27 protein-coding genes are annotated in these 21,414 nt (G+C 71.9%); 7 read left to right on the forward strand and 20 right to left on the reverse strand.

All coding sequences use genetic code 11. The features are described from left to right. Positions 1–17 precede the first annotated feature (17 nt). Genes lgt through trpC form a run of 5 tightly spaced genes read right to left on the reverse strand, consistent with a single transcriptional unit; the run spans position 18 to position 4,344 of the window. Positions 18–902, reverse strand: coding sequence for a prolipoprotein diacylglyceryl transferase (gene lgt, locus ABD205_RS10570; protein WP_344044769.1), 885 nt, complete (start codon positions 900–902; stop codon positions 18–20). Beyond that, entirely contained in the window at positions 899–1,510 is a 612-nt protein-coding gene (locus ABD205_RS10575; protein ID WP_344044770.1) for an SCO family protein, read from the reverse strand. Before ABD205_RS10575 ends, lgt begins: the two co-directional genes overlap by 4 nt. Continuing rightward, positions 1,503–2,300: a tryptophan synthase subunit alpha gene (trpA, locus tag ABD205_RS10580; RefSeq protein WP_344044771.1), complete on the reverse strand. Its 798-nt coding sequence runs from the start codon at positions 2,298–2,300 to the stop codon at positions 1,503–1,505. The genes ABD205_RS10575 and trpA overlap by 8 nt, the downstream gene beginning before the upstream one ends. Further along, positions 2,300–3,553, reverse strand: a complete 1,254-nt coding sequence (gene trpB / locus ABD205_RS10585) for a tryptophan synthase subunit beta (protein WP_344044772.1) — start codon at positions 3,551–3,553, stop codon at positions 2,300–2,302. The genes trpA and trpB overlap by 1 nt, the downstream gene beginning before the upstream one ends. After that, positions 3,550–4,344, reverse strand: a complete 795-nt coding sequence (gene trpC, locus ABD205_RS10590) for an indole-3-glycerol phosphate synthase TrpC (RefSeq protein WP_344044773.1) — start codon at positions 4,342–4,344, stop codon at positions 3,550–3,552. Before trpC ends, trpB begins: the two co-directional genes overlap by 4 nt. 140 nt (positions 4,345–4,484) lie before the next feature. Here trpC and ABD205_RS10595 point away from each other — a divergent pair, with 140 nt between their 5' ends. Together ABD205_RS10595 and ABD205_RS10600 are read left to right on the forward strand one after the other, a co-directional pair. Then, positions 4,485–4,796, forward strand: a complete 312-nt coding sequence (locus ABD205_RS10595) for a DUF4190 domain-containing protein (protein WP_344044774.1) — start codon at positions 4,485–4,487, stop codon at positions 4,794–4,796. Between the two features lie 3 nt (positions 4,797–4,799). Further along, the gene (locus ABD205_RS10600; RefSeq protein WP_344044775.1) at positions 4,800–5,147 is read left to right on the forward strand and encodes a DUF4190 domain-containing protein; all 348 of its coding nucleotides are present in this window, start codon (positions 4,800–4,802) and stop codon (positions 5,145–5,147) included. A 12-nt stretch (positions 5,148–5,159) separates the two neighbouring features. Here the strand turns inward: ABD205_RS10600 and ABD205_RS10605 are convergent, their stop codons facing one another. From ABD205_RS10605 to ABD205_RS10630, 6 genes are read right to left on the reverse strand one after another with little or no spacing between them, the layout of a single operon-like run. Further along, the gene (locus tag ABD205_RS10605) at positions 5,160–5,594 is read right to left on the reverse strand and encodes a DUF2752 domain-containing protein (RefSeq protein ID WP_344044776.1); all 435 of its coding nucleotides are present in this window, start codon (positions 5,592–5,594) and stop codon (positions 5,160–5,162) included. 4 nt (positions 5,595–5,598) lie between these two features. Continuing rightward, positions 5,599–5,796 (reverse strand): HGxxPAAW family protein, encoded by a 198-nt coding sequence (locus ABD205_RS10610; RefSeq protein ID WP_344044777.1) that lies wholly within the window; start codon positions 5,794–5,796, stop codon positions 5,599–5,601. A 42-nt stretch (positions 5,797–5,838) separates the two neighbouring features. Next, positions 5,839–6,381, reverse strand: coding sequence for a Trp biosynthesis-associated membrane protein (locus ABD205_RS10615; protein ID WP_344044778.1), 543 nt, complete (start codon positions 6,379–6,381; stop codon positions 5,839–5,841). Further along, positions 6,378–6,731, reverse strand: coding sequence for a phosphoribosyl-AMP cyclohydrolase (hisI, locus tag ABD205_RS10620; RefSeq protein WP_344044779.1), 354 nt, complete (start codon positions 6,729–6,731; stop codon positions 6,378–6,380). The genes ABD205_RS10615 and hisI overlap by 4 nt, the downstream gene beginning before the upstream one ends. Continuing rightward, positions 6,728–8,515, reverse strand: coding sequence for an ABC transporter ATP-binding protein (locus ABD205_RS10625; RefSeq protein WP_344044780.1), 1,788 nt, complete (start codon positions 8,513–8,515; stop codon positions 6,728–6,730). Before ABD205_RS10625 ends, hisI begins: the two co-directional genes overlap by 4 nt. A 2-nt stretch (positions 8,516–8,517) precedes the next feature. Then, positions 8,518–10,326: an ABC transporter ATP-binding protein gene (locus tag ABD205_RS10630; RefSeq protein WP_344044781.1), complete on the reverse strand. Its 1,809-nt coding sequence runs from the start codon at positions 10,324–10,326 to the stop codon at positions 8,518–8,520. 77 nt (positions 10,327–10,403) lie between these two features. Between ABD205_RS10630 and ABD205_RS10635 the strand changes: the two genes are divergently transcribed. Together ABD205_RS10635 and ABD205_RS10640 are read left to right on the forward strand one after the other, a co-directional pair. Next, positions 10,404–11,048 (forward strand): TIGR03085 family metal-binding protein, encoded by a 645-nt coding sequence (locus ABD205_RS10635; RefSeq protein ID WP_344044782.1) that lies wholly within the window; start codon positions 10,404–10,406, stop codon positions 11,046–11,048. 139 nt (positions 11,049–11,187) lie between these two features. Further along, a complete protein-coding gene (locus ABD205_RS10640) occupies positions 11,188–11,469 on the forward strand; it encodes a helix-turn-helix domain-containing protein (protein WP_344044783.1) in 282 nt (93 codons plus the stop codon). A 2-nt stretch (positions 11,470–11,471) separates the two neighbouring features. Here ABD205_RS10640 and ABD205_RS10645 read toward each other — a convergent pair whose 3' ends face one another. The 8 genes from ABD205_RS10645 to hisD form a co-directional block, all read right to left on the reverse strand. After that, positions 11,472–12,035, reverse strand: coding sequence for a dihydrofolate reductase family protein (locus tag ABD205_RS10645; protein WP_344044784.1), 564 nt, complete (start codon positions 12,033–12,035; stop codon positions 11,472–11,474). A 94-nt stretch (positions 12,036–12,129) separates the two neighbouring features. Next, entirely contained in the window at positions 12,130–12,891 is a 762-nt protein-coding gene (gene hisF, locus ABD205_RS10650) for an imidazole glycerol phosphate synthase subunit HisF (protein WP_344044785.1), read from the reverse strand. Next, entirely contained in the window at positions 12,888–13,625 is a 738-nt protein-coding gene (gene priA, locus ABD205_RS10655) for a bifunctional 1-(5-phosphoribosyl)-5-((5-phosphoribosylamino)methylideneamino)imidazole-4-carboxamide isomerase/phosphoribosylanthranilate isomerase PriA (protein WP_344044786.1), read from the reverse strand. Before priA ends, hisF begins: the two co-directional genes overlap by 4 nt. A gap of 7 nt (positions 13,626–13,632) precedes the next feature. Continuing rightward, entirely contained in the window at positions 13,633–13,962 is a 330-nt protein-coding gene (locus ABD205_RS10660; protein WP_344044787.1) for a hypothetical protein, read from the reverse strand. Beyond that, positions 13,962–14,621 (reverse strand): imidazole glycerol phosphate synthase subunit HisH, encoded by a 660-nt coding sequence (gene hisH / locus ABD205_RS10665; protein WP_344044788.1) that lies wholly within the window; start codon positions 14,619–14,621, stop codon positions 13,962–13,964. The genes ABD205_RS10660 and hisH overlap by 1 nt, the downstream gene beginning before the upstream one ends. Before the next feature lie 22 nt (positions 14,622–14,643). Further along, a complete protein-coding gene (gene hisB, locus ABD205_RS10670; RefSeq protein WP_344044789.1) occupies positions 14,644–15,246 on the reverse strand; it encodes an imidazoleglycerol-phosphate dehydratase HisB in 603 nt (200 codons plus the stop codon). Beyond that, positions 15,243–16,370 (reverse strand): histidinol-phosphate transaminase, encoded by a 1,128-nt coding sequence (locus ABD205_RS10675; RefSeq protein ID WP_344044791.1) that lies wholly within the window; start codon positions 16,368–16,370, stop codon positions 15,243–15,245. The genes hisB and ABD205_RS10675 overlap by 4 nt, the downstream gene beginning before the upstream one ends. After that, a complete protein-coding gene (gene hisD / locus ABD205_RS10680) occupies positions 16,367–17,677 on the reverse strand; it encodes a histidinol dehydrogenase (protein WP_344044793.1) in 1,311 nt (436 codons plus the stop codon). Before hisD ends, ABD205_RS10675 begins: the two co-directional genes overlap by 4 nt. A 124-nt stretch (positions 17,678–17,801) precedes the next feature. Between hisD and ABD205_RS10685 the strand changes: the two genes are divergently transcribed. The 3 genes from ABD205_RS10685 to ybaK all read left to right on the forward strand — a co-directional run bounded on the left by ABD205_RS10685 (position 17,802) and on the right by ybaK (position 19,780). Beyond that, positions 17,802–18,506 carry a hypothetical protein gene (locus ABD205_RS10685; RefSeq protein WP_344044794.1) on the forward strand — a complete coding sequence of 235 codons (705 nt, stop codon included), beginning with the start codon at positions 17,802–17,804 and terminating at the stop codon, positions 18,504–18,506. A 94-nt stretch (positions 18,507–18,600) separates the two neighbouring features. Further along, complete coding sequence (locus ABD205_RS10690; RefSeq protein WP_344044796.1) at positions 18,601–19,278, forward strand: LON peptidase substrate-binding domain-containing protein; 678 nt, start codon at positions 18,601–18,603, stop codon at positions 19,276–19,278. A gap of 10 nt (positions 19,279–19,288) precedes the next feature. Then, a complete protein-coding gene (ybaK, locus tag ABD205_RS10695) occupies positions 19,289–19,780 on the forward strand; it encodes a Cys-tRNA(Pro) deacylase (RefSeq protein WP_344044798.1) in 492 nt (163 codons plus the stop codon). Here ybaK and ABD205_RS10700 read toward each other — a convergent pair. Further along, the gene (locus ABD205_RS10700; RefSeq protein WP_344044799.1) at positions 19,777–21,414 is read right to left on the reverse strand and encodes a DUF3352 domain-containing protein; all 1,638 of its coding nucleotides are present in this window, start codon (positions 21,412–21,414) and stop codon (positions 19,777–19,779) included. The genes ybaK and ABD205_RS10700 overlap by 4 nt on opposite strands.

Below are 21,414 nucleotides of genomic sequence, written 5' to 3' on the forward strand. Positions count from 1 at the left end.
TCGCACGGCGGTTCTCATCACTCGATCTCAGATGCTGGAGCGGCCGTCTCATCCTTCGGCTCGACGTACACCCGCTCCTCGCGCCCGGGATGGGTCCTCAGGCTCCACACGAAGTAGACCGCCGCGGCCGCGAAGACGATGACCGACATCCACACGTTGAAGCGCAGGCCGAGCACGTCGTGCAGCTCGACGGTGTCGATGCGCAGCTGCTCGATCCAGAACCGGCCGGCCGTGTAGACCATGACGTAGAGCGCCATCACCCGGCCGTAGCCGATGCGGTAGCGGCGCTCGAGCCAGATGATCAGGAAGAAACCGGCCAGGTTCCAGACGCACTCGTAGAGGTACGTCGGGTGGAAGGTCGTGTAGTGCTCGTAGCCGGGCACCCGGTGCGCCGGATCGATCTCCAGGCCCCAGGGCAGGTCGGTCGGTCGTCCGTAGAGCTCCTGGTTGAACCAGTTGCCCCAACGGCCGATCGCCTGGGCGACCAGGCACGTCGGCCCGATGACATCGACCAGGGGGCGCAGGAGGATCCCCTTGCGACGGGCGCAGAGGACCGCGCCGAGCGCACCGCCCGCGATGCCGCCCCAGATCCCGAGCCCGCCGTGCCAGATGTAGAGCATGTTCCACGCGCTGCGACCGGCGCCGAAGTAGAGGTCGTGGTCGGTGGCCACGTGGTAGAGCCGTGCGCCGACGATGCCGAAGGGCACAGCCCAGAGCGCGACGTCCTGCATCTCCCCCGGCTTGCCGCCGCGGGCGGCCCAGCGGCGCTCGCTCAGCCAGACGGCGACGACAATGCCGAGGACGATGCACAACGCGTAGCCGCGGATCGGCACGGGGCCGAGGTGCCACACGCCGTCGGCGGGGCTGGGGATGCTCAGCAGGGTGGTCGCGGGCAGCGTCATGATTCCTTCGGGGCCTTCCCGTGGAGGATCGCCTGGATGTCGGCGGCGAACTGGGCCGAGGAGGTGTCCATCGTCCACAGCACCGTGCTGGTGTCGTCGCTCCCGATCGCGGTGACCTGGGTGCTGTGGGTGTTGAGGTCGTAGCCGCCGCTGGGCAGCTTGGTGCCGTCGGACACGTAGACCGCGAGCGGCTTCGCGACGTCGACGATCGTCTGCAGGTCGCCCGTGAGCCCGATGAACCCGGGGTCGTAGTGGTCGAGGTAGCCGCGCAGGACCGCCTCGGTGTCGCGCGCGGGGTCGGTCGTGATGAACACGACGTCGACTGATCTGCGGTCCGCGTCGTCGAGGCGGGTCATGGCGCTGGCGAGGTTCGACATCACCATCGGGCAGATGTCGGGGCAGTGCGTGTAGCCGAAGAAGACCAGCGTGAGCGGCTTCGTGGTGTTCGTGGTGAGCGAGTACGGCGACCCGTCGGTGTTCGTCAGCGGCGTCGCCGGGACCTGGTAGGGGTCGTGGGTCACGCCGGAGAACGTGACGATCCCTCCGCCCCCACAGGCGGTCAGCGCGACAAGACCCGCGGCGAGCATCGCCACGAGCCCCTTACGCACGCCTCACACCCGCGGCCAGGTCCTCGGTGAGGGTCGTCAGTGCGCCGAGGGCGGCCGACCGGTCGCCCGCGTGGTCCAGCAGGGCGCGCACGAACGCGCTGCCGACGATCACCCCGTCGGCGTACGCGGCGACGGCGGCGGCCTGGTCCCCGTTGGAGACGCCGAGCCCGACGCCGACCGGGAGGTCCGTCGTCGACTTGGTGCGCGCGACGAGCGGCGCGGCGAGGTCGGAGGTCGTCGTGCGCGCTCCGGTGACGCCCATGACGGCCGTGGCGTAGACGAAGCCCCGGCAGGCGGCCGTGGTCATCGCGATCCGCTCGTCGGTGCTCGACGGGGCGACCAGGAAGATCTTGTCGAGGTCGTGGGCGTCGGCCGCGCCGATCCAGGCGTCGGCGTAGTCGGGCGTGATGTCGGGGGTGATCAGGCCCGCCCCGCCCGCGCTGGCGAGGTCGCGCGCGAAGCGGTCCACGCCGTACTTCTCGACCGGGTTCCAGTACGTCATCACGACGGTCGGCACGCCGGTGGCCGCGACCGCCTCGACGGTGCGCAGGACGTCGCTCGTCCGGACACCCCTGTCGAGTGCCTGCTGAGCGGCGGCCTGGATGGTCGGCCCGTCCATCACGGGGTCGCTGTAGGGCAGACCGATCTCGATGACGTCGCAGCCGGCGGCGACCATCGCACGAAGCGCCTCGATGCCGCCGTCGACGTCGGGGAAGCCTGCGGGCAGGTAGCCGACCAGGGCGGCGCGGCCGTCGGCCTTCGCCTTGTCGAACGCGGTTCGCGTCGTCATCAGATGCTGTCCTTGCTGCTTCCGGCCGCGTCGCCGAGGCCGAACCACTCCATCGCCGTGCCCATGTCCTTGTCGCCGCGCCCGCTCAGGTTGATCAGGATGGTCGCTCCCTCCGGCAGCTCCGGCGCCACCCGCAGGGCGCCGGCGACCGCATGGGCGGACTCGATCGCCGGGATGATGCCCTCGGTGCGGGCGAGCAGAGCGAACGCCTCCATCGCCTCGGCGTCGGTCACGGGCTGGTATGTCGCCCGCCCCGTCTTCGCCAGCCACGAGTGCTGGGGCCCGACCCCGGGGTAGTCCAGTCCGGCGGAGATCGAGTGGGACTCGATCGTCTGGCCGTCCGCGTCCTGCAGCAGGTAGGTGCGAGCACCGTGCAGCACGCCGGTGTCGCCCGCCGTGATCGTGGCGGCGTGCCGGCCGGTGTTGAAGCCGTCGCCACCGGCCTCGAAGCCGTAGATGCGCACGTCGGCGTCGCCGAGGAACGCGGTGTAGAGCCCGATCGCGTTCGAGCCGCCGCCGACGCAGGCGGCGATCGCGTCCGGGAGCCCGCCGAACTGCTCGAGGCACTGGGCCCGGGCCTCGTCGCCGATGCCGCGGGTCAGGTCGCGCACCAGCGTCGGGAACGGGTGCGGTCCGGCGGCCGTGCCGAAGAGGTAGGCGGTGGTGTCGACGCTCGCGACCCAGTCGCGCAGCGCCTCGTTGATGGCGTCCTTGAGCGTCGCGCTGCCGGAGTCGACGGGGATCACCTCGGCGCCGAGCAGCCGCATGCGCGCCACGTTGAGCGCCTGGCGCTCGGTGTCGACCTTGCCCATGTAGACGGTGCAGTCGAGGCCGAAGTAGGCGGCCGCGGTCGCGCTCGCGACACCGTGCTGACCGGCCCCGGTCTCGGCGATCACGCGGGTCTTGCCCATCCGCCGGGTGAGCAGCGCCTGACCCAGCACGTTGCGGATCTTGTGGGCCCCGGTATGGTTGAGGTCCTCACGCTTGAGCAGGATGCGGCGGCCGACCTTGTCGGAGAGCCGCTTCGCCTCGTACAGCGGGCTCGGCAGGTTGGCGTAGTCGCGCAGGATGTCGTCGAACTCCGTGACGAACTCCGGGTCGGCCTTGGCCTGCTGCCAGGCCAGGTCGAGCTCGTCGAGCGCCTTCATGAGCGCCTCCGGCATGAACTTCCCGCCGAAGCCCTCGACGGGGCCGCCGAACCAGCCGCGCGCGTCGGCGTCGTACGCCGTGTGCTCGTTGAGATGGGTGGTCATCGGATCACTCCCGTCATGCTGCGGACGGCGGCCTCGGGGTCGCCGTCCTTCACGAGGGCCTCGCCGACCAGCACCACGCGGGCACCCTCGGTGACGAAGCGCTTCACGTCGCCGGGGCCGAAGATGCCCGACTCGGCGACCTTGACGCAGGTGTCGGGCACGAGCGGCGCGAGACGACCGAAGGTGTCCTCGTCGACCGCGAGCGTCTTGAGGTTGCGCGCGTTGACCCCGATCAGCTCGGCGCCGAGCGCGACCGCCCGCTCGGTCTCCGCCTCGTCGTGGACCTCGACGAGGACGGTGAGGCCGAGCTCACGGGCGACGTCGTGAAGTCGGCGCAGGTCGTCGTCGGCGAGGGCCGCCACGATGAGCAGGGCCAGGTCGGCACCTGCCGCGCGTGCCTCCAGCAGCTGGTAGGGCTCGACGATGAAGTCCTTGCGCAGGATCGGGATGTCGACCGCTGCGCGCACCGCGCGCAGGTCGGCGAGGCTCCCGCCGAACCGGCGCTGCTCCGTCAGCACGCTGATCGCGGCCGCGCCGCCCCGCTCGTAGGCGCCCGCGAGGAGCGCGGGATCGGGGATGTCGGCGAGGGCGCCCTTGCTGGGGCTCCTGCGCTTCACCTCGGCGATCACGCTGCTGCCCGCACCGCGGAAGTGCGGCATCGGGTCGCGGGGCGGGTCGACGTCGGCCAGCGCCGCGCGCAGGTCCGCCTCGCTCGTGCCGGCCCGGCGCTCCTCGAGGTCGATGCGAACGCCGGCCACGATCTCGCCGAGCACGCCCTCTACCTGGGTCACGGTCTTCCTTCCCACGACTTCGCTGCCGCCTCCGAGTGTTTCATGCGACGGGTAGCCGTTTTGCGCCGCATGGGGCGCGCTGAGACGGATAGGGTCTCGCTCACTCACGGCCGAAGCGCCGTGCCAGACGAAAGGGACCCATGAGCTACGGAACACCGCCGCCCCCGCCGCCGCCCGGCTACGGCGCACCGATGTACGGCGCCCCGCCTGCCAACCACAAGCGCGCGGTGCTGATCCTGGTGCTCGGCATCCTGAGCATCCCGTGCTGCGGGCTGTTCACCGGCATCCCGGCGATCATCATGGGCCGCAAGGCACTCGCCGAGATCGACGGCTCCGGCGGCACCGTCGGCGGACGCGGCCTCGTCCAGGGCGGCTACATCTGCGGCATCGTCGGCACGGCGCTGTCCGTGCTGGGCATCATCGTGCAGATCATCATCGCGGCCAACCGCTGACCGATGAGCTACGGAACTCCGCCGCCGCAGCCGGGGCAGGGCGCGCCGTACGGATACGGCCCGCCGCCGAACCACCCGCGGGCCACCACGGTCCTCGTGCTCGGCATCCTCGCGCTGGCCTTCTGCGGCATCCTCGGGATCCCGGCCTGGGTCATCGGCAACACCGCGCTGCGCGAGATCGACGCCTCGAACGGCACGATCGGCGGTCGCGGGACGGTTCAGGCAGGGCGGGTGTGCGGCATCATCGCGACCGTGCTGCTGGCCGTCTCGGTCGTGTTCCTCATCGGGCTCTTCGCCCTCTTCGCGGTCGGCTCGATCAGCACGTCGACCAGCAGCGGCACCGCGGGCTGACCGCGGCGCGAGTCAGGGCGCGAGCCACGCCCCTTGAGGCGTGTTCCGCAGCACGAAGAACGCCATGGCGACCACGGCGGCGCCCCACCACAGCGCACGATCGACCCCGGTCGGCAGCGTTCGTGGCGGGGTGCCGCGCCAGGCCCGGAGGACCCAGAGCGCGAGGGCGAGGACCGCGATCGGGATGCCGACCGTCACGAGCAGGTTGCTCGACGCCGCGGCGCGCACATCGCCGTTGGTGAGGTCGTTGACCGCGCGCAGGCCCCCGCAGCCGGGGCAGTAGATCCCGAGCAGCGAGAGCGGGCAGACACCCCAGCTCCCCCGCTGGTGCGGGTCGCGGAAGTGCAGCGCGACCGTCGTGGCGGCGAGCCCGCCGACGGTCAGCAACGGCGCACGCAGTCGCTCCCACCGTGTCAGTGGCTGGTCGGGAGCGAGCAGCGCCGTCATGGGGCTAGTGACCGCCGTGGTAGCCCAGCTTGGCGAGGACGCCGAAGAGGACCCCGGCGATCACGACGAGCGCGGCACCGACCCAGAAGATCGTGTAGTTGACCGGGTCGAGCATGAGGCCGACGCTGCCGACGACGAAGCCCAGCAGCGCCACGACGACGGCGCTCCAGGCGGCCGGGGTGTTTCCGTGGCTGTCGGACATGCAGGCTCCTTCGAGAAGTACGGCGGGTGGTGCGGATGCAGTCTATTCAGGTCGCTCCGGCGAGTGTCGGGCGGTCGGGTCGTGTCCCTCGTCCAACGCCTTCCAGACGTCGAGGCTGGACTGCTCCTCGAGCGGGACCGCCGGGGCGACGGCGCCGGCCGGGGCGTCGTACCTGCGGCCCATCTCGGGCCATTCGGGCGCCCTGATGACCGCGACCACCGCGGCGGCACAGGAGACGACGCACCCCACGACCGCGACCCACGGCCACGCCGTGCCGACCGAGTCGGCGTGGGAGTGGAGCAGGTGGTCGCGGGTGCCCCAGATGCTCGGGACCGGCGCGATCGACGCGAACGCGGCGAGCACGGCGACGGCACGACGGAACCAGCCGCGGGTCACGAGCAGGACGCCCCAGGCAGCGAGCGCCACGAGGGCGAGCGCTGTCGTGGCGGGACTGTCCAGGCTGACCCCGACGGCCGTGATGGGGTCGCCGCCGGCGTGGATGCGGACCCAGTCCTGCGCGCCGGCGTACGCCGCGAGGCCGGCGCCGGCGACGCCGACCAGGACTGTCGGCCAGAGCGACCTCATGAGAGCAGGTCGGCGTCGAAGCAGGTCCGGTCGCCCGTGTGGCAGGCGGGGCCCTCCTGGTCGACCTTGACGAGCAGCGTGTCGCCGTCGCAGTCGAGCCGGACCTCAGTGACCCACTGGCGGTGGCCGGAGGTCTCGCCCTTGATCCAGTACTCCTGACGGCCGCGCGACCAGTACGTCGCCCGGCCCGTCGCGAGCGTGCGCGCCAGCGCTTCGTCGTCCATCCAGCCGAGCATCAGCACCTCACCGGTGTCGTGCTGCTGCACCACCGCCGGGACGAGGCCGTCGGCGGTGCGCTTGAGGCGCTCGGCGATGGCGGGGTCGAGCGCGGACGTCGGGGAGGTGCTCACCGCTCGATTATCCCCTGCTGGGCCACCCACGAGTGATGCAGGCGCTCGTAGACGGATCCCGCCTGCGCGGCGAGCTCCGCGTGAGGTCCGCGCTGGACGATCCGACCAGCGTCGACCACGACGACCTCGTCGGCCGCCTCCGCGGTCGTGAGCCGGTGCGCGATCGTGACGCTGGTGCGGCCCGCCATCAGTCGCTCGAGTGCGCGGCCGATCCGCATCTCCAGCGCCGGGTCGACGGCGCTGGTGGCCTCGTCGAGCACGAGCAGGTCCGGGTCGGCGAGCTGGGCGCGCAGCAGCGCGACGAGCTGGCGCTCACCGGCGCTGAGCGACTCCCCACGCTGGCCCGCGCGGGTGGCCAGGCCGCCCGGCAGGCCGGCCAGCCAGTCGCCGAGGCCGAGCTCGTCAGCAGCGCGCCGGATGTCGTCGTCGCTGGCGTCGAGCCGTCCGTAGCGGGCGTTGGCCGCGATCGTGTCGTCGAACAGGAAGCCCTCCTGGGGCACGAGCACGACACTGCTGCGCAGGCTGTCCTGGCGGATCCGGCGCAGGTCCGTGCCGTCGAGCAGGACCGCGCCCTCGGTCGGGTCCATCAGCCGGGTGAGCAGCTTGGCGATCGTCGACTTGCCGCTGCCGGTCTCCCCCACCACGGCTACGCGACGGCCCGCCGCGATGGAGAGGTCCACGTCGTGGAGCACCGGCCGACCGCCCGGGTAGGCGAACGAGACGTGCTGGAAGCGCACGTCGATGGGTCCGCGCGGCAACGCGGCCCCGGATGCTCCCGGGTCGACGAGGTCGGCCGGCGTCTCGAGGACGCCGATCACACGGCGCCAGCTCGCGATGGCGTTCTGGCCGTCGGTGAGGATCTGCGTGCCCATCTGCACGGGACCGACGAAGAGTGTGACGAGGAACGCGAAGGCGAGGACCGTGCCGGCCGTCATGTCCGAGCCCGTCCGCGTGCCGAGCCAGACGCCGACCAGCAGCACGCCCGCGTTGGCGAAGCCGGCCGAGATGCCACCGAGGGAGAACGAGAAGACGGTGAACTGCTGGGCGCGGGTCTGGGCCGCCATGTTGGCCTCGACCGCGGCGTCGATGCGCTGCTGGGTGCGGGCCTCGACGGCGTACGCCTTGACCACCGGCGCGCCGACCACGGGCTCGGAGACCGCCGAGAGCAGCGCGCCCACGGTCTGCCGTACGACGGTGTACGCGTGGCTGAGCCTGCGCTGGAACCACCTGATGCTCAGGAACAGGGGCGCGAAGCAGACCCAGACCACGATCGTGAGCTGCCAGGAGTAGAAGGCCATCACGACCGTCGCCACCAGCATCTGTCCGATGCTGACGACGAACAGCAGTCCGCCGAAGACGAGGAACTGGCTGACCTGGTCGACGTCGCTGGTCACCCGGCTGACCAGGGCGCCGCGGCGCTCGGTGTTCTGGGTGAGCATCGGCAGGTCGTGCACGTGCCGGAACGCCTTGGTGCGCAGCGTCGCGAGACCACGCTCGGAGGCGGTGAAGAGCCTGCTCGTCATCAGGAACGACGACAGGCCCGTCAGCACGATCGCCACGGCGCTGATCGACACGGCTGCGAGGGTGAACCGGAGGTCCGGCCCGCCGGGCGCGCCGATGCCCTTGTCGAGGGTCTGCTGCACGGCGATCGGCACCACGACCTGCCCGGCGCTCGCCAGCACGGCGAGGACCAGCGTCACGCGGATCCCGACCGTGAGCTCGGGTGAGTGCCGGATGCCTCGACGCAGGGTGTCCATGGCGCCGAGCTCGGCGCCGGTGCTCATGCTCACTCCATCACCTCCTGGGCCACTCCGTGCGCCGCCTCGGCGCCCTCGGCCTCGTAGGCGTTGACGAGCTCGGCGTAGTCGGCGCTGCGCTCGAGGAGCTCCGCGTGGGTGCCCCGGTCGGCGATGCGTCCGTCGACGAGGTGCACGACCTCGTCGGCGAGGCCGATGGTCGCCTTGCGATAGGCGACCACGACGAGCGTGCTGTCGTGGTGCTCCCGCAGCCCGGCGAGGATGCGCTGCTCCACCTCCGGGTCGACCGCGGAGGTGGCGTCGTCGAGGATCAGCAGCCGCGGCCGTCGCACCAGTGCACGGGCCAGCGAGATGCGCTGCCGCTGGCCGCCGGACAGGCTCGTGCCCCGCTCGCCGAGGCGGGTGTCGAGACCGTTCGGGAGGGCGGCGACGAAGCCGTCGGCCTGGGCCGTGCGCAACGCCGCCCAGACGTCCTCGTCGGGGATCTCGGCCCCGAGCGTGACGTTGTCGCGGACCGTGTCGTCGAAGAGGAAGGCCGTCTGCGGGACGACGGCTGCAGCCGCTGCGAACTCACCGGCGGCGAGCTCGCGCAGATCGGTGCCGTCGATCGTGACCCGCCCGGCGTCGGGGTCGACGAGGCGGCTCAGCAGCGTGGTGAGCGTGCTCTTGCCGGCGGCCGTCGCGCCGACGACCGCGACGGTCCTGCCCGGCGCGGCCTCGAACGTCACGTCGCGCAGCAGCGGCTGGGCGGGGTCGTAGGCGAAGGCCAGGCCCTCGACGACGAGGCTGGCTCCCGCGGTGCTGGGGGCGAGCTGCCGGTCGCCGTACGCGAGCGAGCCGGAGGCCTCCAGGACCGCCCTGATCCGACGCCAGCCGACGACGCTGCGCGGGAACTCACCGAGGAGCCACCCGATCGACCGGATCGGGAACGAGACGATGGTCAGGAGGTAGGAGACCGTGACGACGTCACCCGGGGCGGTGGCGCCGCTGTTGACCCGGGCGACGCCGACGAGCAGGACGACGAGGACGCCGAGGTTCGGCAGCGCGGCCAGCACCGGGTCGAACCCGGCGCGGATCCGGCCGGCCCGGATGTTGACGTCGCGCAGCTCGGCCGCCTTCCGGGCGAACCGCGCGGTCTCCTCCTGCTCACGGCCGAGGGTCTTGACGACCAGCGCCCCGTCGAAGGACTCGTGGGCGACCTCGCTGAGCTCGGCGCGCAGCTGCTGGGCGCGGGTCATCAGCGGTGAGCTGAACCGCTGGTAGACGAGGTTCGCGATCACGACCGCCGGGAAGACGAGCAGGCCGACGAGTGCGAGCACGACGTCGGCCGCGAGCATCTGGACGATCGCGATCGCCATCATCACGACGGTGCCGACCGCCATCGGCAGTGGCGCGATCGGGCCCCACGCGGCCTCGACGTCGGAGTTGGCGTTGCTGAGGAGCTCGCCGGTCGGATGGCGCTGGTGCCACTCCATCGGGAGCTTCAGGTACTGCCGCGTGACGGCGCGGCGGGTGTGCGCCTGCATGCGGTACTGCATGACGCCCGCGCCGAGGCGCCTGGCGACGATGCCCACCGCGCGCAGGATCGCCACGCCGACGAAGAGCCCGAGCACCGCCCACATCAGTCCGTCGGCCACGTCCTCGCCGGCGAACGCGGGCAGCAGCACGTGGTCGGTCGACCAGCCGAGCACCCACGCGTCCGCGACGGTGAGGATCCCGAACAGGGCGCTGCCGATGGTGGATGCGGTGAAGACCCACGGCTCGCGCTTCATCGCGACCCAGAGCACCTTGAAGCCGTCGAGGGTGGTGGCGCGCCTGTTCGGTCCGTCGCCACTCACAAGGGGCGAGTCTAGTGGCGGTGCCCGCCGATGCCGCGGGCAGGGATCCCCAGACACCGGCGGTTACTGTCGAGGTCGTGCTCACCTCGTTGATCCCCCGCCCGTTCGTGCACTCGCTCGCCGCCCGGGAGCGTGCCGAGCTGTGCGACCTCGCACTCTCGCTGGGCGGCGCCGAGCCGACCCTGTGCGGTGGCTGGTCCGTGAAGGACCTGGTCGTCCACCTCCTCGTGCGGGAGCGCAGGCCGTGGTCGCAGCTCGTCCAGGTGGTCCCGCCGCTCGCCAGCGCCTCGGCGCGCGCCTCCTCGGAGCTGGGCGAGCGGGACCTGGACTCCCTGGTGACGCAGCTGCGGGCGGTGCCGTTGCCGCTGGCCGTGGTGGACCCCGCGCTGAACGGCATGGAGATGTTCGTCCATCACGAGGATGTACGCCGGGCCCAGCCGACGTGGACGGCCCGGACGCTGTCCGAGGGCGACGAGCGCCATCTGTGGCTGGCCGTGTCGACGGTCGGCCGGCTTCAGGCGCGCCGCGCCGGCGTACCTCTCGTCGTGGTGGCGGGACAGCGGCGGGCCGTGCTGCGCCGAGGCGACGCCCCGGTGACCGTGACCGGGCCGGTGTCGGAGATCCTCCTGTTCCTCTGCGGCCGATCGGCGACGACCGGGCTGTCCTTCGACGGTTCGGCCGAGCGGATAGCACAGCTGCAGGCGACGCAGCTCAGCGTCTGACCCCTTCCATCCGGCCGACAGAGCCCGAAGACGGCGTCCGCGGGCGCGCTCGTGGAGGGCTCCGCCCCGCCCAATGGGCTAGGCAGAAACCTAATTCGTTGGGCGGACACTAGGCCATTTCTGCGCCATTGTGTAGAGGGTGTCCGGCCGTCAACCACCCCCTGCGTACTACCGCGCCGCCGAACTGCTGGGAAAGCGTGTCTACGACCGGCGTACCGCGCTCGGGATGACGCAGGAGCAACTCGCGGAGCGGACCGGGATCTCGCGCAATCAGATCCAGAACATCGAGAAGAACCGCAACAACTCCAAGGACCCCGAGACCGGTCAGCCCGGGCCCGGGAACGCGCGGCTCGACACGATCTTCCTGCTCGCGCAGGCGCTCGAGACCAGCCCGCTCGACCTCATCGACCCCGAGGGCTGAGGTCAGCGCTCCAGCAGGTAGCGCAGCGCCACGAACTGCCCGGTCTGCCCGACGTCGACCAGCCGCAGTGCCGACGACTCGATCCGACGCGGCAGCAGCGGGGCACCCGCGCCGAGGGTGACCGCGGCGACCGACAGCATCAGCTCGTCGAGCACGCCGGCGTCGTGGAACTGTCCGGCCAGGTCTCCCCCACCGACGATCCAGACGTCCCCGTCACCCGCGGCCTCGCGGATCGCGGCGACGTGGTCGGCGACGGATCCGGAGACGACCCGGATGTCCGCTCCAGGAACGAGCGGTAGGTCGTCGCGCGAGGAGAAGACGAAGGTCGGCCTCTCGCCGTAGAACTGCTGCCACTTCTCCGGGGCGTCCAGCAGGCCCTCGTGCTCGAGCACCCAGCGGTAGGTCGTCGAGCCCTCGACCATCACGCCGACCCCGGCCACGAAGGCCTCCAGCGCGGCCAGTGACTCCTGACCCCCCTCGACCGCGAAGAGCCAGTCGAGGGAGTTGTCGGAGTCGGCGAGGAATCCGTCGAGCGACGTAGCGGTCGCGTAGACGAAGCGGGTCATCGCCGGTCGCCGGCGGGCACACGAGCTGTCACGGTGACACTCTGCACCCTGCGTGGCCCGGGCGACAGGTGTGCCCCGGCCAGCGAACCGCCGGTCAGCGGACGGGTGCGCCCGCGGCCCGCAGCGCGTTCTTCACCTCGCCGATCCGCACCTTGCCGAAGTGGAAGATCGTGGCAGCCAGCACGGCGTCGGCACCGGCCTCGACCGCCGGGGGGAAGTGCTCGGCGGCGCCCGCCCCTCCGGAGGCGATGACGGGGATGGAGACCTCGCGGCGTACGGCGCGGATCAGCTCGAGGTCGAAGCCGTCCTCCGTCCCGTCGGCATCCATCGCGTTGAGCAGGATCTCGCCGGCGCCGAGCTCGGCCGCCCGCGCCGCCCACTCCAGGGCGTCGAGGCCCGCCGACCGACGGCCACCGTGCGTGGTCACCTCGAACCCGGACGGCGTCCCCGCTGCTCGTCGGGCGTCGACCGAGAGCACCAGCACCTGGTTGCCGAACCGGTCCGCGACCTCGGCGATCAGCTCGGGACGACGGATCGCGGCGGTGTTGATCGCGACCTTGTCGGCGCCCGCACGCAACAGCCTGTCCACGTCATCGACGGAGCCGACGCCGCCGCCGACCGTCAGAGGGATGAACACCTGCTCGGCCGTCGCCGACACGATCTCCATCGTCGTCGCGCGCCCCTCGTGCGAGGCGGAGATGTCGAGGAAGGTCAGCTCGTCGGCACCTTCCGCGTCGTAGACCTTCGCCAGCTCGACCGGGTCGCCGGCGTCGCGCAGGTCCTGGAAGTTGATGCCCTTGACGACCCGGCCGCCATCGACGTCGAGGCACGGGATCACGCGGACCGCGAGGCTCACGACGTCTCCCCCCGCGTGACCTGCAGCGCCTCACTCAACGAGAGGGAGCCGGTGTAGAGCGCGGTGCCGGCGATCGCACCCTCCACCCCCAGCGGCACGAGCTCCATCAGGGCGAGGATGTCGCCGATGGTGGTGACGCCACCGGACGCCACGACCGGCGCGGGCGTCGCGGCGCACACGTCGCGCAGCAGCTGCAGGTTCGGGCCCTGCAGCATGCCGTCCTTGTTGACGTCGGTGACGACGTAGCGGGCGCAGCCCTCCGAGTCCAGGCGGCTCAGCGTCTCGTAGAGGTCGCCACCGTCCTGCGTCCACCCCCGCGCGGCCAGCGTCGTGCCGCGGACGTCGAGGCCGATCGCCACGCGGTCGCCGTACGTCGCGATGGCGCGCGCGCACCACTCCGGCTGCTCGAGTGCGGCGGTGCCGATGTTGACGCGTCGGCAGCCGGCGGCCATCGCAGCCTCGAGCGACTCGTCGTCACGGATGCCGCCGCTCATCTCGACGTGGATGTCGAGCCGACCCACGATCTCGGCCTGCAGCCGGCGGTTGTCGCCGTGCCCGAAGGCGGCATCGAGGTCGACGAGGTGGATCCACTCGGCGCCGAGCTCCTGCCACCGCAGGGCCGCCTCGATGGGGTCGCCGAAGCGCTTCTCGGAGCCGTCGACGCCTTGCACCAGCTGGACGGCCTGGCCGCCCAAGATGTCGACGGCGGGGAGGAGCTCGAGGTAGTCAGACATGCGATTCCTAGTCTCGACGGAACAGGACGGTGTAGAGGACGGGGGCGACCAGCACGCTGGCCACGGCGGCGAGCGCACGGACGGACCAGGACGGGGCGGCGAACCAGACGAGCGCGTTCAGCACGATCAGCAGCGCGACGAGGGCCTCGACCTGACGTCGCCGACGTCGCGCGAGCACGCCGCCCGAGCCGGGCCGCCGACGCGGAAGCCGCCCGCGCAGCCACCGCGTGCGCGCCCGGCGACGCGCCTCGCGGGCCGCCACGGCCTCACGCTCGGCGGCTGCGGCCGCCGCGATCCGCTCGCGCTCGGCACGGGCCTGTGCCCGGGCCTTGGCCATCAGGCCGCCTTCAGTGTCCGGACCCAGTTGCGCAGCAGCGCAGCCCCGGCGTCACCGGACTTCTCCGGATGGAACTGGGTCGCCCACAGAGGCCCGTTCTCCACCGCTGCGACGAACCGGTCGCCGCCCGTGGCGGCGGACCCGGTCTCGGTCCAGGTCACCAACGGGGCCCTGGTCCGGTCGTTGGTGACGAGGTCCCACGACCGCACCCCGTAGGAGTGGACGAAGTAGAACCGCTCGTCCTCGACGCCGGCGAACGCCACAGACCCCTCGGGCACCTCGACGGTGTTCCAGCCCATGTGCGGCACGATGGGCGCCTGCAGCCGCTCGACGACGCCCGGCCACTCGTCGCAGCCGTCCGTCTCGACACCGTGCTCCACGCCGCGCGCGAAGAGGATCTGCATGCCGACGCAGATGCCGAGCACCGGCCGGCCGCCGGCCAGCCGGCGGCCGATGATCCGCTCGCCCTTGATGGCGCGCAGGCCGGCCATGCAGGCGGCGTACGCCCCGACCCCGGGGACGAGCAGCCCGTCGGCGTCCAGTGCCTCGTCGAAGTCGGACGTCAGCGTCACGGACGCCCCGGCCCGCTCGACGGCGCGGACGGCCGAGCGGAGGTTGCCGGAGCCGTAGTCGAGGACGACGACGGACGGAGCGGTCACCGCGTCCAACCGTTCGCGGCGCTCACAGAGTGCCCTTGGTCGACGGGATGCCGGTCTCGCGCGGGTCGAGGGCGATCGCGTCGCGGAACGCCCGCGCGAACGCCTTGAACTGCGTCTCGACGAGGTGGTGCGGGTCGCGGCCCGCCAGGACGCGGACGTGCAGGGCGAGGTGGGCGTGGAAGGCGATGGTCTCGAAGACGTGCCGGGTCAGGGAGCCGACGTACCCGTCGTTGCCGATGGTGACGTAGACCTGCCCCTCCGGCTCCCCGGTGTGGACACAGTAGGGGCGACCGGAGACGTCGACGACGGCCTGCACGAGCGCCTCGTCGAGCGGCACGGTCGCGTCGCCGAAGCGGCGCACGCCGCGCTTGTCACCCAGGGCCTCGCGCAAGGCCTCGCCCAGCACGATCGCTGTGTCCTCCACGGTGTGGTGGGCGTCGATGTGGGTGTCGCCCTCGGTCTGGACGGTCAGGTCCAGCAGCGCGTGGCGCGCGAAGGCGGTGAGCATGTGGTCGTAGAACCCCACGCCGGTCGAGATGTCGTGGCGGCCGGTGCCGTCGAGGTCGACCTCGACGAGGACCTTCGACTCGCTGGTCTGGCGCTCGATGCGAGCGGTGCGGGTCATGACTCTGCTCCCCTGGGATTCAGTACGGCGACCAGTGCGGTCTTGAACGTGTCCATCTCGGCCGCGGTGCCGATCGACACCCGCAGCCACCCGTCGGGGCCGACCTCCCGGATCAGCACACCGTGGTCGAGCAGCCCCTGCCAGACAGCATGGCGGTCGGCGAAGCGGCCGAACAACACGTAGTTGGCGTCCGACTCCGCGACCTCGTGGCCCTGACCGCGCAGCCAGTCGACGGTCCTGTCGCGCTCGGAGCGCAGCTCGTCGACCTTGCCGAGCAGCTCCGGGGCGTGCCGTAGCGCCGCCAGCGCGACGGCCTGGGTCACGGCGGAGAGGTGGTACGGCAGCCGCACCACACGGATCGCGTCGACGATGGCCGGGTGGGCCGCGAGGTAGCCGAGCCGCAGCCCCGCACCGGCGAACGCCTTCGACATCGTGCGAGTGACGACCAGGTTCCGCCAGGTGGCGAGCGACTCGAGCGCGCTCGGGACACCCGCCCGGCGGAACTCGCCGTACGCCTCGTCGACCACCACGATCCCCCTGTCACCCACGACCTCGCAGAGCAGCCCGATCGCCTCGGGCGGCAGCGCGGTGCCGGTCGGGTTGTTCGGGCTCGGCAGCAGCACGACGCTCGGCCGGACCTCCTCGATCAAGGCACGGGCCTTGTCGAGGTCGAGGCTGAAGTCGTCCTCGCGAGCACCGGCGACCCACTCGGTGTGGGTGTCGCGGGCGTACTCCGGATACATCGAGTACGTCGGCGCGAAGCTGACCGCCGTGCGACCCGGGCCGCCGAAGGCCTGCAGCAGCTGCAGCATGACCTCGTTGGACCCGTTGGCCGCCCACACCATGTCCGCGCTGACGGGCGCGTCCTTCGACAGGTACTCCGCGAGCGCGCGGCGCAGCTCGACGAACTCCCGGTCCGGGTAGCGGTTCAGCGTCACCGCCGCTTCGGCCGCGGCCTCGGCGATGTCGGCGACGCACTCCGCCGACGGGCCGTAGGGGTTCTCGTTGACGTTGAGCTGCACCGGGACGTCCAGCTGCGGGGCCCCGTAGGGCTCGATGCCGGCGAGCTCAGGGCGCAGGGGTGGCCAGACTGCCTGGACCTGTCGCTCGCTGCGCTCACTCATCGGTCGAACCGCACGCGCACGGCGGCGCCGTGACCGGGCAGGTCCTCGGCCTCGGCGAGCGTGACGACGTGGTCCCTGACGCCCTCGAGCCCCTCGCGGGAGTAGTCGATGACGTGCATCGACTTGGTGAACGCGCGCACGGACAGCCCCGAGGAGTGGCACGCGCAGCCGCCGGTCGGCAGCACGTGGTTGGAGCCGGCCGCGTAGTCGCCGAGGCTGACCGGCGCGAACGGCCCGATGAAGACGGCACCCGCGTTGGTCACCCGAGCCGCCCACTCGTGTGCGTCCCGGGTCTGGATCTCGAGGTGCTCGGCGGCGTACGCGTTGACGACGGCGAGCCCCTGCTCGAGGTCGTCGACGAGGACGATGCCGGACTGGCTGCCCGCGAGCGCCGTGCGGATCCGCTCCACGTGCTTGGTCGCCGCGACCTGCTTGTCGAGCTCGGCCTCGACGTCGTCGGCCAGCGTCTCGCTGTCGGTGACGAGGACCGAGGCCGCGAGCGGGTCGTGCTCGGCCTGGGAGATCAGGTCTGCCGCGACGTACGCCGGGTCGGCGGTCTCGTCGGCGAGGATCGCGATCTCGGTGGGCCCGGCCTCGGAGTCGATCCCGACCTGGCCCTTCAGCAGCCGCTTCGCGGTGACGACGTAGATGTTGCCGGGCCCGGTCACCAGGTCGACGCGCTCGCACGGACCCACGCCGTAGGCGAACATCGCGATCGCCTGGGCGCCGCCGACGGCGTACACCTCGTCGACGCCGAGTAGCGCGCACGCCGCGAGGATCGTCGGGTGCGGCAGCCCGCCCCAGTCGGCCTGCGGCGGTGACGCGAGAGCGATCGAGCGCACGCCGGCGACCTGCGCCGGGATCACGTTCATCAGCACGCTCGAGACGAGCGGCGCCAGACCGCCAGGCACGTACAGCCCGACGCGGCCGACGGGCACCTTGCGGTGGACGACGCGCGCGCCCGGGGCAAGGTCGGTGACGGCGTCGGACTCGAGCTCGTTGGCGCAGGTCGCGCGAAGGCGCGCGATCGACTCCTCCAGGCCCGCCCGGACAGCCGGGTCGAGCTGCTCGAGCGCCGACGCAGATGCGGAGGCCGGCACCCGGATGTCGGTCAGCTCGACCTTGTCGAACCGCGCGCTGAGCTCGAGGATCGCCTCGACGCCACGCTCCCTGATGTCGTCCAGGATCGGCCGCACCACATGCGCCGCCGCCTCGACGTCGAACTCGGCGCGCGGCACTGCGGCGCGGTAGTCGACGGGCGCTCCCCCGGAGGAAGCGCCGCGAAGGTCGATGCGGCGGATGGTCATGGGGCCGATTCTACGAGCCGAGCACCGCCCCTCCCGAGCCCGTGCGTCACGTGGACGGCGAGCGGCCGGGCATGTCTGGGCCCGTCCCCGGCAACCGGAGGGCACGACCTGAGGAGATGACGTCATGGCACGACACGAACTGATCCATCGGCATCACGACGATGCCGTCGCCAACGACACCGGGAGCGACGGAGACACCGGAGCGACCACCGGCACGACCGCAGCGACCACCACGACCCGCACCGCCCGACCCGTCGACGAGGAGCGACCGCTCGACAGGAACGAGCACGTGGTCGAGATCACGCCGCACCAGCGGTTCGGCGGCACGAACTGGGGCGCCTGCTTCTTCGGCTGGCTGGTCGCCGTCGGCGTGACCGTGCTCCTCGCCGCGATCACCAGCGCCATCGCCACGGCCGTCGGCGCGAATCTCAACTGGTCGCTGCGCGACGCGGAGAACAACGCGAGCACCGTCGGTCTGACCGCGGCGATCGCGATCGCCGTCATCATGTTCGTCGGCTACTACGCCGGAGGGTACGTCGCGGGCCGGATGTCGCGCTTCGACGGTGCCCGGCAGGGTCTCGGCGTCTGGCTGATCGGCGTCGTCGCGACGGCGATCGCCGTGGCTGTCACCGCCATCTTCGGCGCTCGCTACGACGTGCTCGGCCAGCTCGACCTTCCGTCGGTCGACCTGAGCGGCGACCAGCTCACCCTCGGCGCCGTGGTCACCGGTGTCGTGCTGCTGGTGGTCATGCTGCTCGGCGCCATGCTCGGCGGAGCCGTCGGTCGGCACTACCACCGCCGCATCGACGCGGTGATCGTCGAGCACTGATCGCCACACCGACATCCCCCGATCGGTGTCGGCGGACCCCGGCGCGGGACACAGTCGTGTCCTGCGCCGGGGTATCGACCGCTAGGTTGAGAGCGTGTCCGACTCCCCGGCGGCGACTCTGCCGATGTTCCCGCTCAACGCGGTGCTCTTCCCGGGGGTCAGTGTGCCCCTGCACGTCTTCGAGGATCGCTACCGCGCACTGGTGCACCACCTGCTGCGGATCGAGGATCCTGCTGAGCGGGTCTTCGGCTCGGTGGCGATCCGCGAGGGGTACGAGGTCGGCGACCACGGTGCGCAGTCGCTCTACCGGGTCGGCGTACGCCTCCAGCTCGCCGACGCCGAGGCCAACCCCGACGGCAGCTTCGACGTGGTCGTGGTCGGCCGCGACCGCATCGAGCTCGACCGGCTCGAGACCACCGGTCTCTTCCCTGTCGGACACGTGAGCGAGCGACCCGAGCCGGTCATCGACGTCCCGGAGGAGCTGCTCGACCGGGCGCGGGCCACCTTCACCGCCTATCGCGTCGCCGTGTCCGAGCTGCGTCCCGACCCCTACGCAGGCGCGCTGCCCCGCGACCCCGAATACCTCTCGTGGACGCTCGCCGCCTGCGCCCCGCTCCCCCTGTCGGAGCGGCAGCAGCTGCTCGAGGCGTCGGACGCCGGCGAGCGGATCTCGCTCGTCAACGAGCTCCTGCGCGCCGAGCTCCGCGCCATGAACGTCATCCCGTCGCTGCCGGCCACCGAGGTGGCCCGCACGCGTTGGTCCCCCAACTGAGGGCGCACCGATGGCGAAGAGGCAGGCAGCCGGCGGCACGCCGGCGACGGTCGCGCTCACCCGCGCCGGGATCGACTTCACGCTCCACCCCTACGAGCACGACCCTCGGGCGCAGTCCTTCGGCCTGGAGGCGGCCGAGGCACTGGGTCTCGACCCCGCCCGCGTGTTCAAGACCCTCATGGCATCGGTCGACGGCGCGCTCGTCGTCGGCGTCGTGCCCGTCTCCGGGCAGCTCGACCTGAAGGCGCTCGCACGTGCGATCGGCGGCGCGAAGGCGGCGATGGCGGACGTGGCCGCCGCCGAACGGGCCACCGGGTACGTCGCGGGCGGCATCTCCCCTGTCGGGCAGAGGCGGCCTCATCCCACCGTCGTCGACGAGAGCGCGCTCGCGTTCGCGACGGTCTTCGTCTCGGCCGGGCGCCGTGGGCTCGACCTCGAGATCGCACCCGGTGACCTGATCACGGTCACCCGGGCGACCACGGCGGTCATCGGTCGACGCTAGTCGAGGCTGACCTTGAACACCGCGTGTCCGTCGCCGTCCTCCGACCAGCCACTCAGACCGATGGCCCTGAGCGGTGCGAGGTTGGCGGCGATCTCGTCGTCGCCGCCCGAGAGGGCCTTGACCGCCTTGTCGAGGGCGTTGACGCTCACGTAGACCACGCTGGCCGACTTGTCGCCGTGCGGCACGACGCTCCGGAACTCGTCCGAGGACCCGAGCCCGCCGGACTTGGCGACCTCCTCGGCGTACGCCTTGTCGAGACCGATGGCGACCGCACCGTCGCCGGCGACCGGCTCGAGTGCGCCGGCCGGGGCGCCGAGCGTCTGGCGAAGCTTCGCCGCGACGCCGTCGATGGTGTCCTTCTCACCGCGCAGCTTGAGCGCGACCGGGAGGGTCGAGGGGTCACCGCTGTTGACCATGCCCTCGACGTCGATCCCGGGGCCGAGGGCCAGCGCGGCCGAGTCTCCGAGGAGCTTCGGGAGGTCGTCGGGCAGGTCAAGACCGGTGGCCCTCGAGAGCGGCGCGAACAGCGCCTTCGGGTCGGTGCCCTCGCCGCACACGTTCTGGAGGTTCTTGGTCAGCTGGGCTGTCCAGTCCTGGGGGAACGAGACCCCGATGCCGACAGCTGTGTCCGCCGGCAGGGTGGAGACGACCGGCGTGCCGCTGGGCGTGCTCGTCGCGGCCGATCCGCCGAAGGCCTGGGTGTCGCCGACCATCTCGAGCTCGACGCCGTCAGCGCCGAACCGCAGCGTGGCGGCGGCTCCGCGGAAGTCCGCCAGCTGCCCCTTCATCCGCTGGGTGGCGGCGCTCGGGTCGCTCAGACCGGGGCACGAGCCCAGCATCCCGAACGGGTCGATCGGCGAGGCGGACCCGAACGTGGACCCGCCGTCCGTCGCTTTGCCGAGCTCCTGGGCGAGCACCTGGCCGGCGGCGGGAGCGGCGTACGCCGTCAGGATCCCGCTGTCCCCTGCCTTGTCCGTCCAGCTCTGGAAGTCAGGGTCGTCGGCCAGGGAGCCCTTCTCGGTCTCCTTGACGACCTCCTTCGCCTTCTCGGTCGTCTCGGCGAAGACGATCCAGTCACCGTTGATCGTCCATCCGACGCCCGCGGAGTCGGCGCTCGTGCCGCCGCAGCTGAGCAGGGCCTTCACGCCAGCCTCGGCCTTGCCCGCGTCGGTGGTCTGGACCACGACGACCGGGATCGGGTGATCGGTGCCCACCGCCGCCACAGCCGCGCGTGAGCCGAGCCACGGTGCGACCTGCTTGTCGAAGTCGAGGTCGCAGTTGCCGTCGGCGGCCTTGCCGAAGATCCACTTGCGGATGTCGTCGCCGGTCTGGAGCCCGACCTTGTCCTTGAACGCGGGGAACTTGCGGGCGAGCTTGAGCGCGGCGATCTTCTGCGCGCCACTCGGGTCGAGGTCGACGCTCACGTAGCCGATGGTGGAGTCCGGGAGCGCCTCGGCCGGCTGGGTCCCCTGGCTGAAGAAGGAGGTCGCCGCCCAAGCGGCGGCGCCGCCACCGATCGCGAGCAGGCCGATGGCGCCACCGCCGATCCACCTGCGCCTGGAGCGCCGGGGCGCCCCAGCGCCCCCGATGACCAGCTCGTCGGTCGCGAACTGGTCGCTGAAGTCGTCGGACAC

The sequence above is a fragment of the Nocardioides panacihumi genome (assembly GCF_039530925.1).
Classification (GTDB): Bacteria; Actinomycetota; Actinomycetes; order Propionibacteriales; family Nocardioidaceae; genus Nocardioides; species Nocardioides panacihumi.

Coding starts and splice junctions, on each gene's coding strand:
- lgt (WP_344044769.1), bottom strand. CDS start 902: ATGACGCTGCCCGCGACCACCCTGCTGAGCATCCCCAGCCCCGCCGAC.
- trpA (WP_344044771.1), bottom strand. CDS start 2,300: ATGACGACGCGAACCGCGTTCGACAAGGCGAAGGCCGACGGCCGCGCC.
- trpB (WP_344044772.1), bottom strand. CDS start 3,553: ATGACCACCCATCTCAACGAGCACACGGCGTACGACGCCGACGCGCGC.
- ABD205_RS10595 (WP_344044774.1), top strand. CDS start 4,485: ATGAGCTACGGAACACCGCCGCCCCCGCCGCCGCCCGGCTACGGCGCA.
- ABD205_RS10600 (WP_344044775.1), top strand. CDS start 4,800: ATGAGCTACGGAACTCCGCCGCCGCAGCCGGGGCAGGGCGCGCCGTAC.
- ABD205_RS10605 (WP_344044776.1), bottom strand. CDS start 5,594: ATGACGGCGCTGCTCGCTCCCGACCAGCCACTGACACGGTGGGAGCGA.
- ABD205_RS10610 (WP_344044777.1), bottom strand. CDS start 5,796: ATGTCCGACAGCCACGGAAACACCCCGGCCGCCTGGAGCGCCGTCGTC.
- ABD205_RS10615 (WP_344044778.1), bottom strand. CDS start 6,381: ATGAGGTCGCTCTGGCCGACAGTCCTGGTCGGCGTCGCCGGCGCCGGC.
- ABD205_RS10625 (WP_344044780.1), bottom strand. CDS start 8,515: ATGAGCACCGGCGCCGAGCTCGGCGCCATGGACACCCTGCGTCGAGGC.
- ABD205_RS10645 (WP_344044784.1), bottom strand. CDS start 12,035: ATGACCCGCTTCGTCTACGCGACCGCTACGTCGCTCGACGGATTCCTC.
- priA (WP_344044786.1), bottom strand. CDS start 13,625: ATGTCTGACTACCTCGAGCTCCTCCCCGCCGTCGACATCTTGGGCGGC.
- ABD205_RS10660 (WP_344044787.1), bottom strand. CDS start 13,962: ATGGCCAAGGCCCGGGCACAGGCCCGTGCCGAGCGCGAGCGGATCGCG.
- hisB (WP_344044789.1), bottom strand. CDS start 15,246: ATGACCCGCACCGCTCGCATCGAGCGCCAGACCAGCGAGTCGAAGGTC.
- ABD205_RS10675 (WP_344044791.1), bottom strand. CDS start 16,370: ATGAGTGAGCGCAGCGAGCGACAGGTCCAGGCAGTCTGGCCACCCCTG.
- hisD (WP_344044793.1), bottom strand. CDS start 17,677: ATGACCATCCGCCGCATCGACCTTCGCGGCGCTTCCTCCGGGGGAGCG.
- ABD205_RS10685 (WP_344044794.1), top strand. CDS start 17,802: ATGGCACGACACGAACTGATCCATCGGCATCACGACGATGCCGTCGCC.
- ybaK (WP_344044798.1), top strand. CDS start 19,289: ATGGCGAAGAGGCAGGCAGCCGGCGGCACGCCGGCGACGGTCGCGCTC.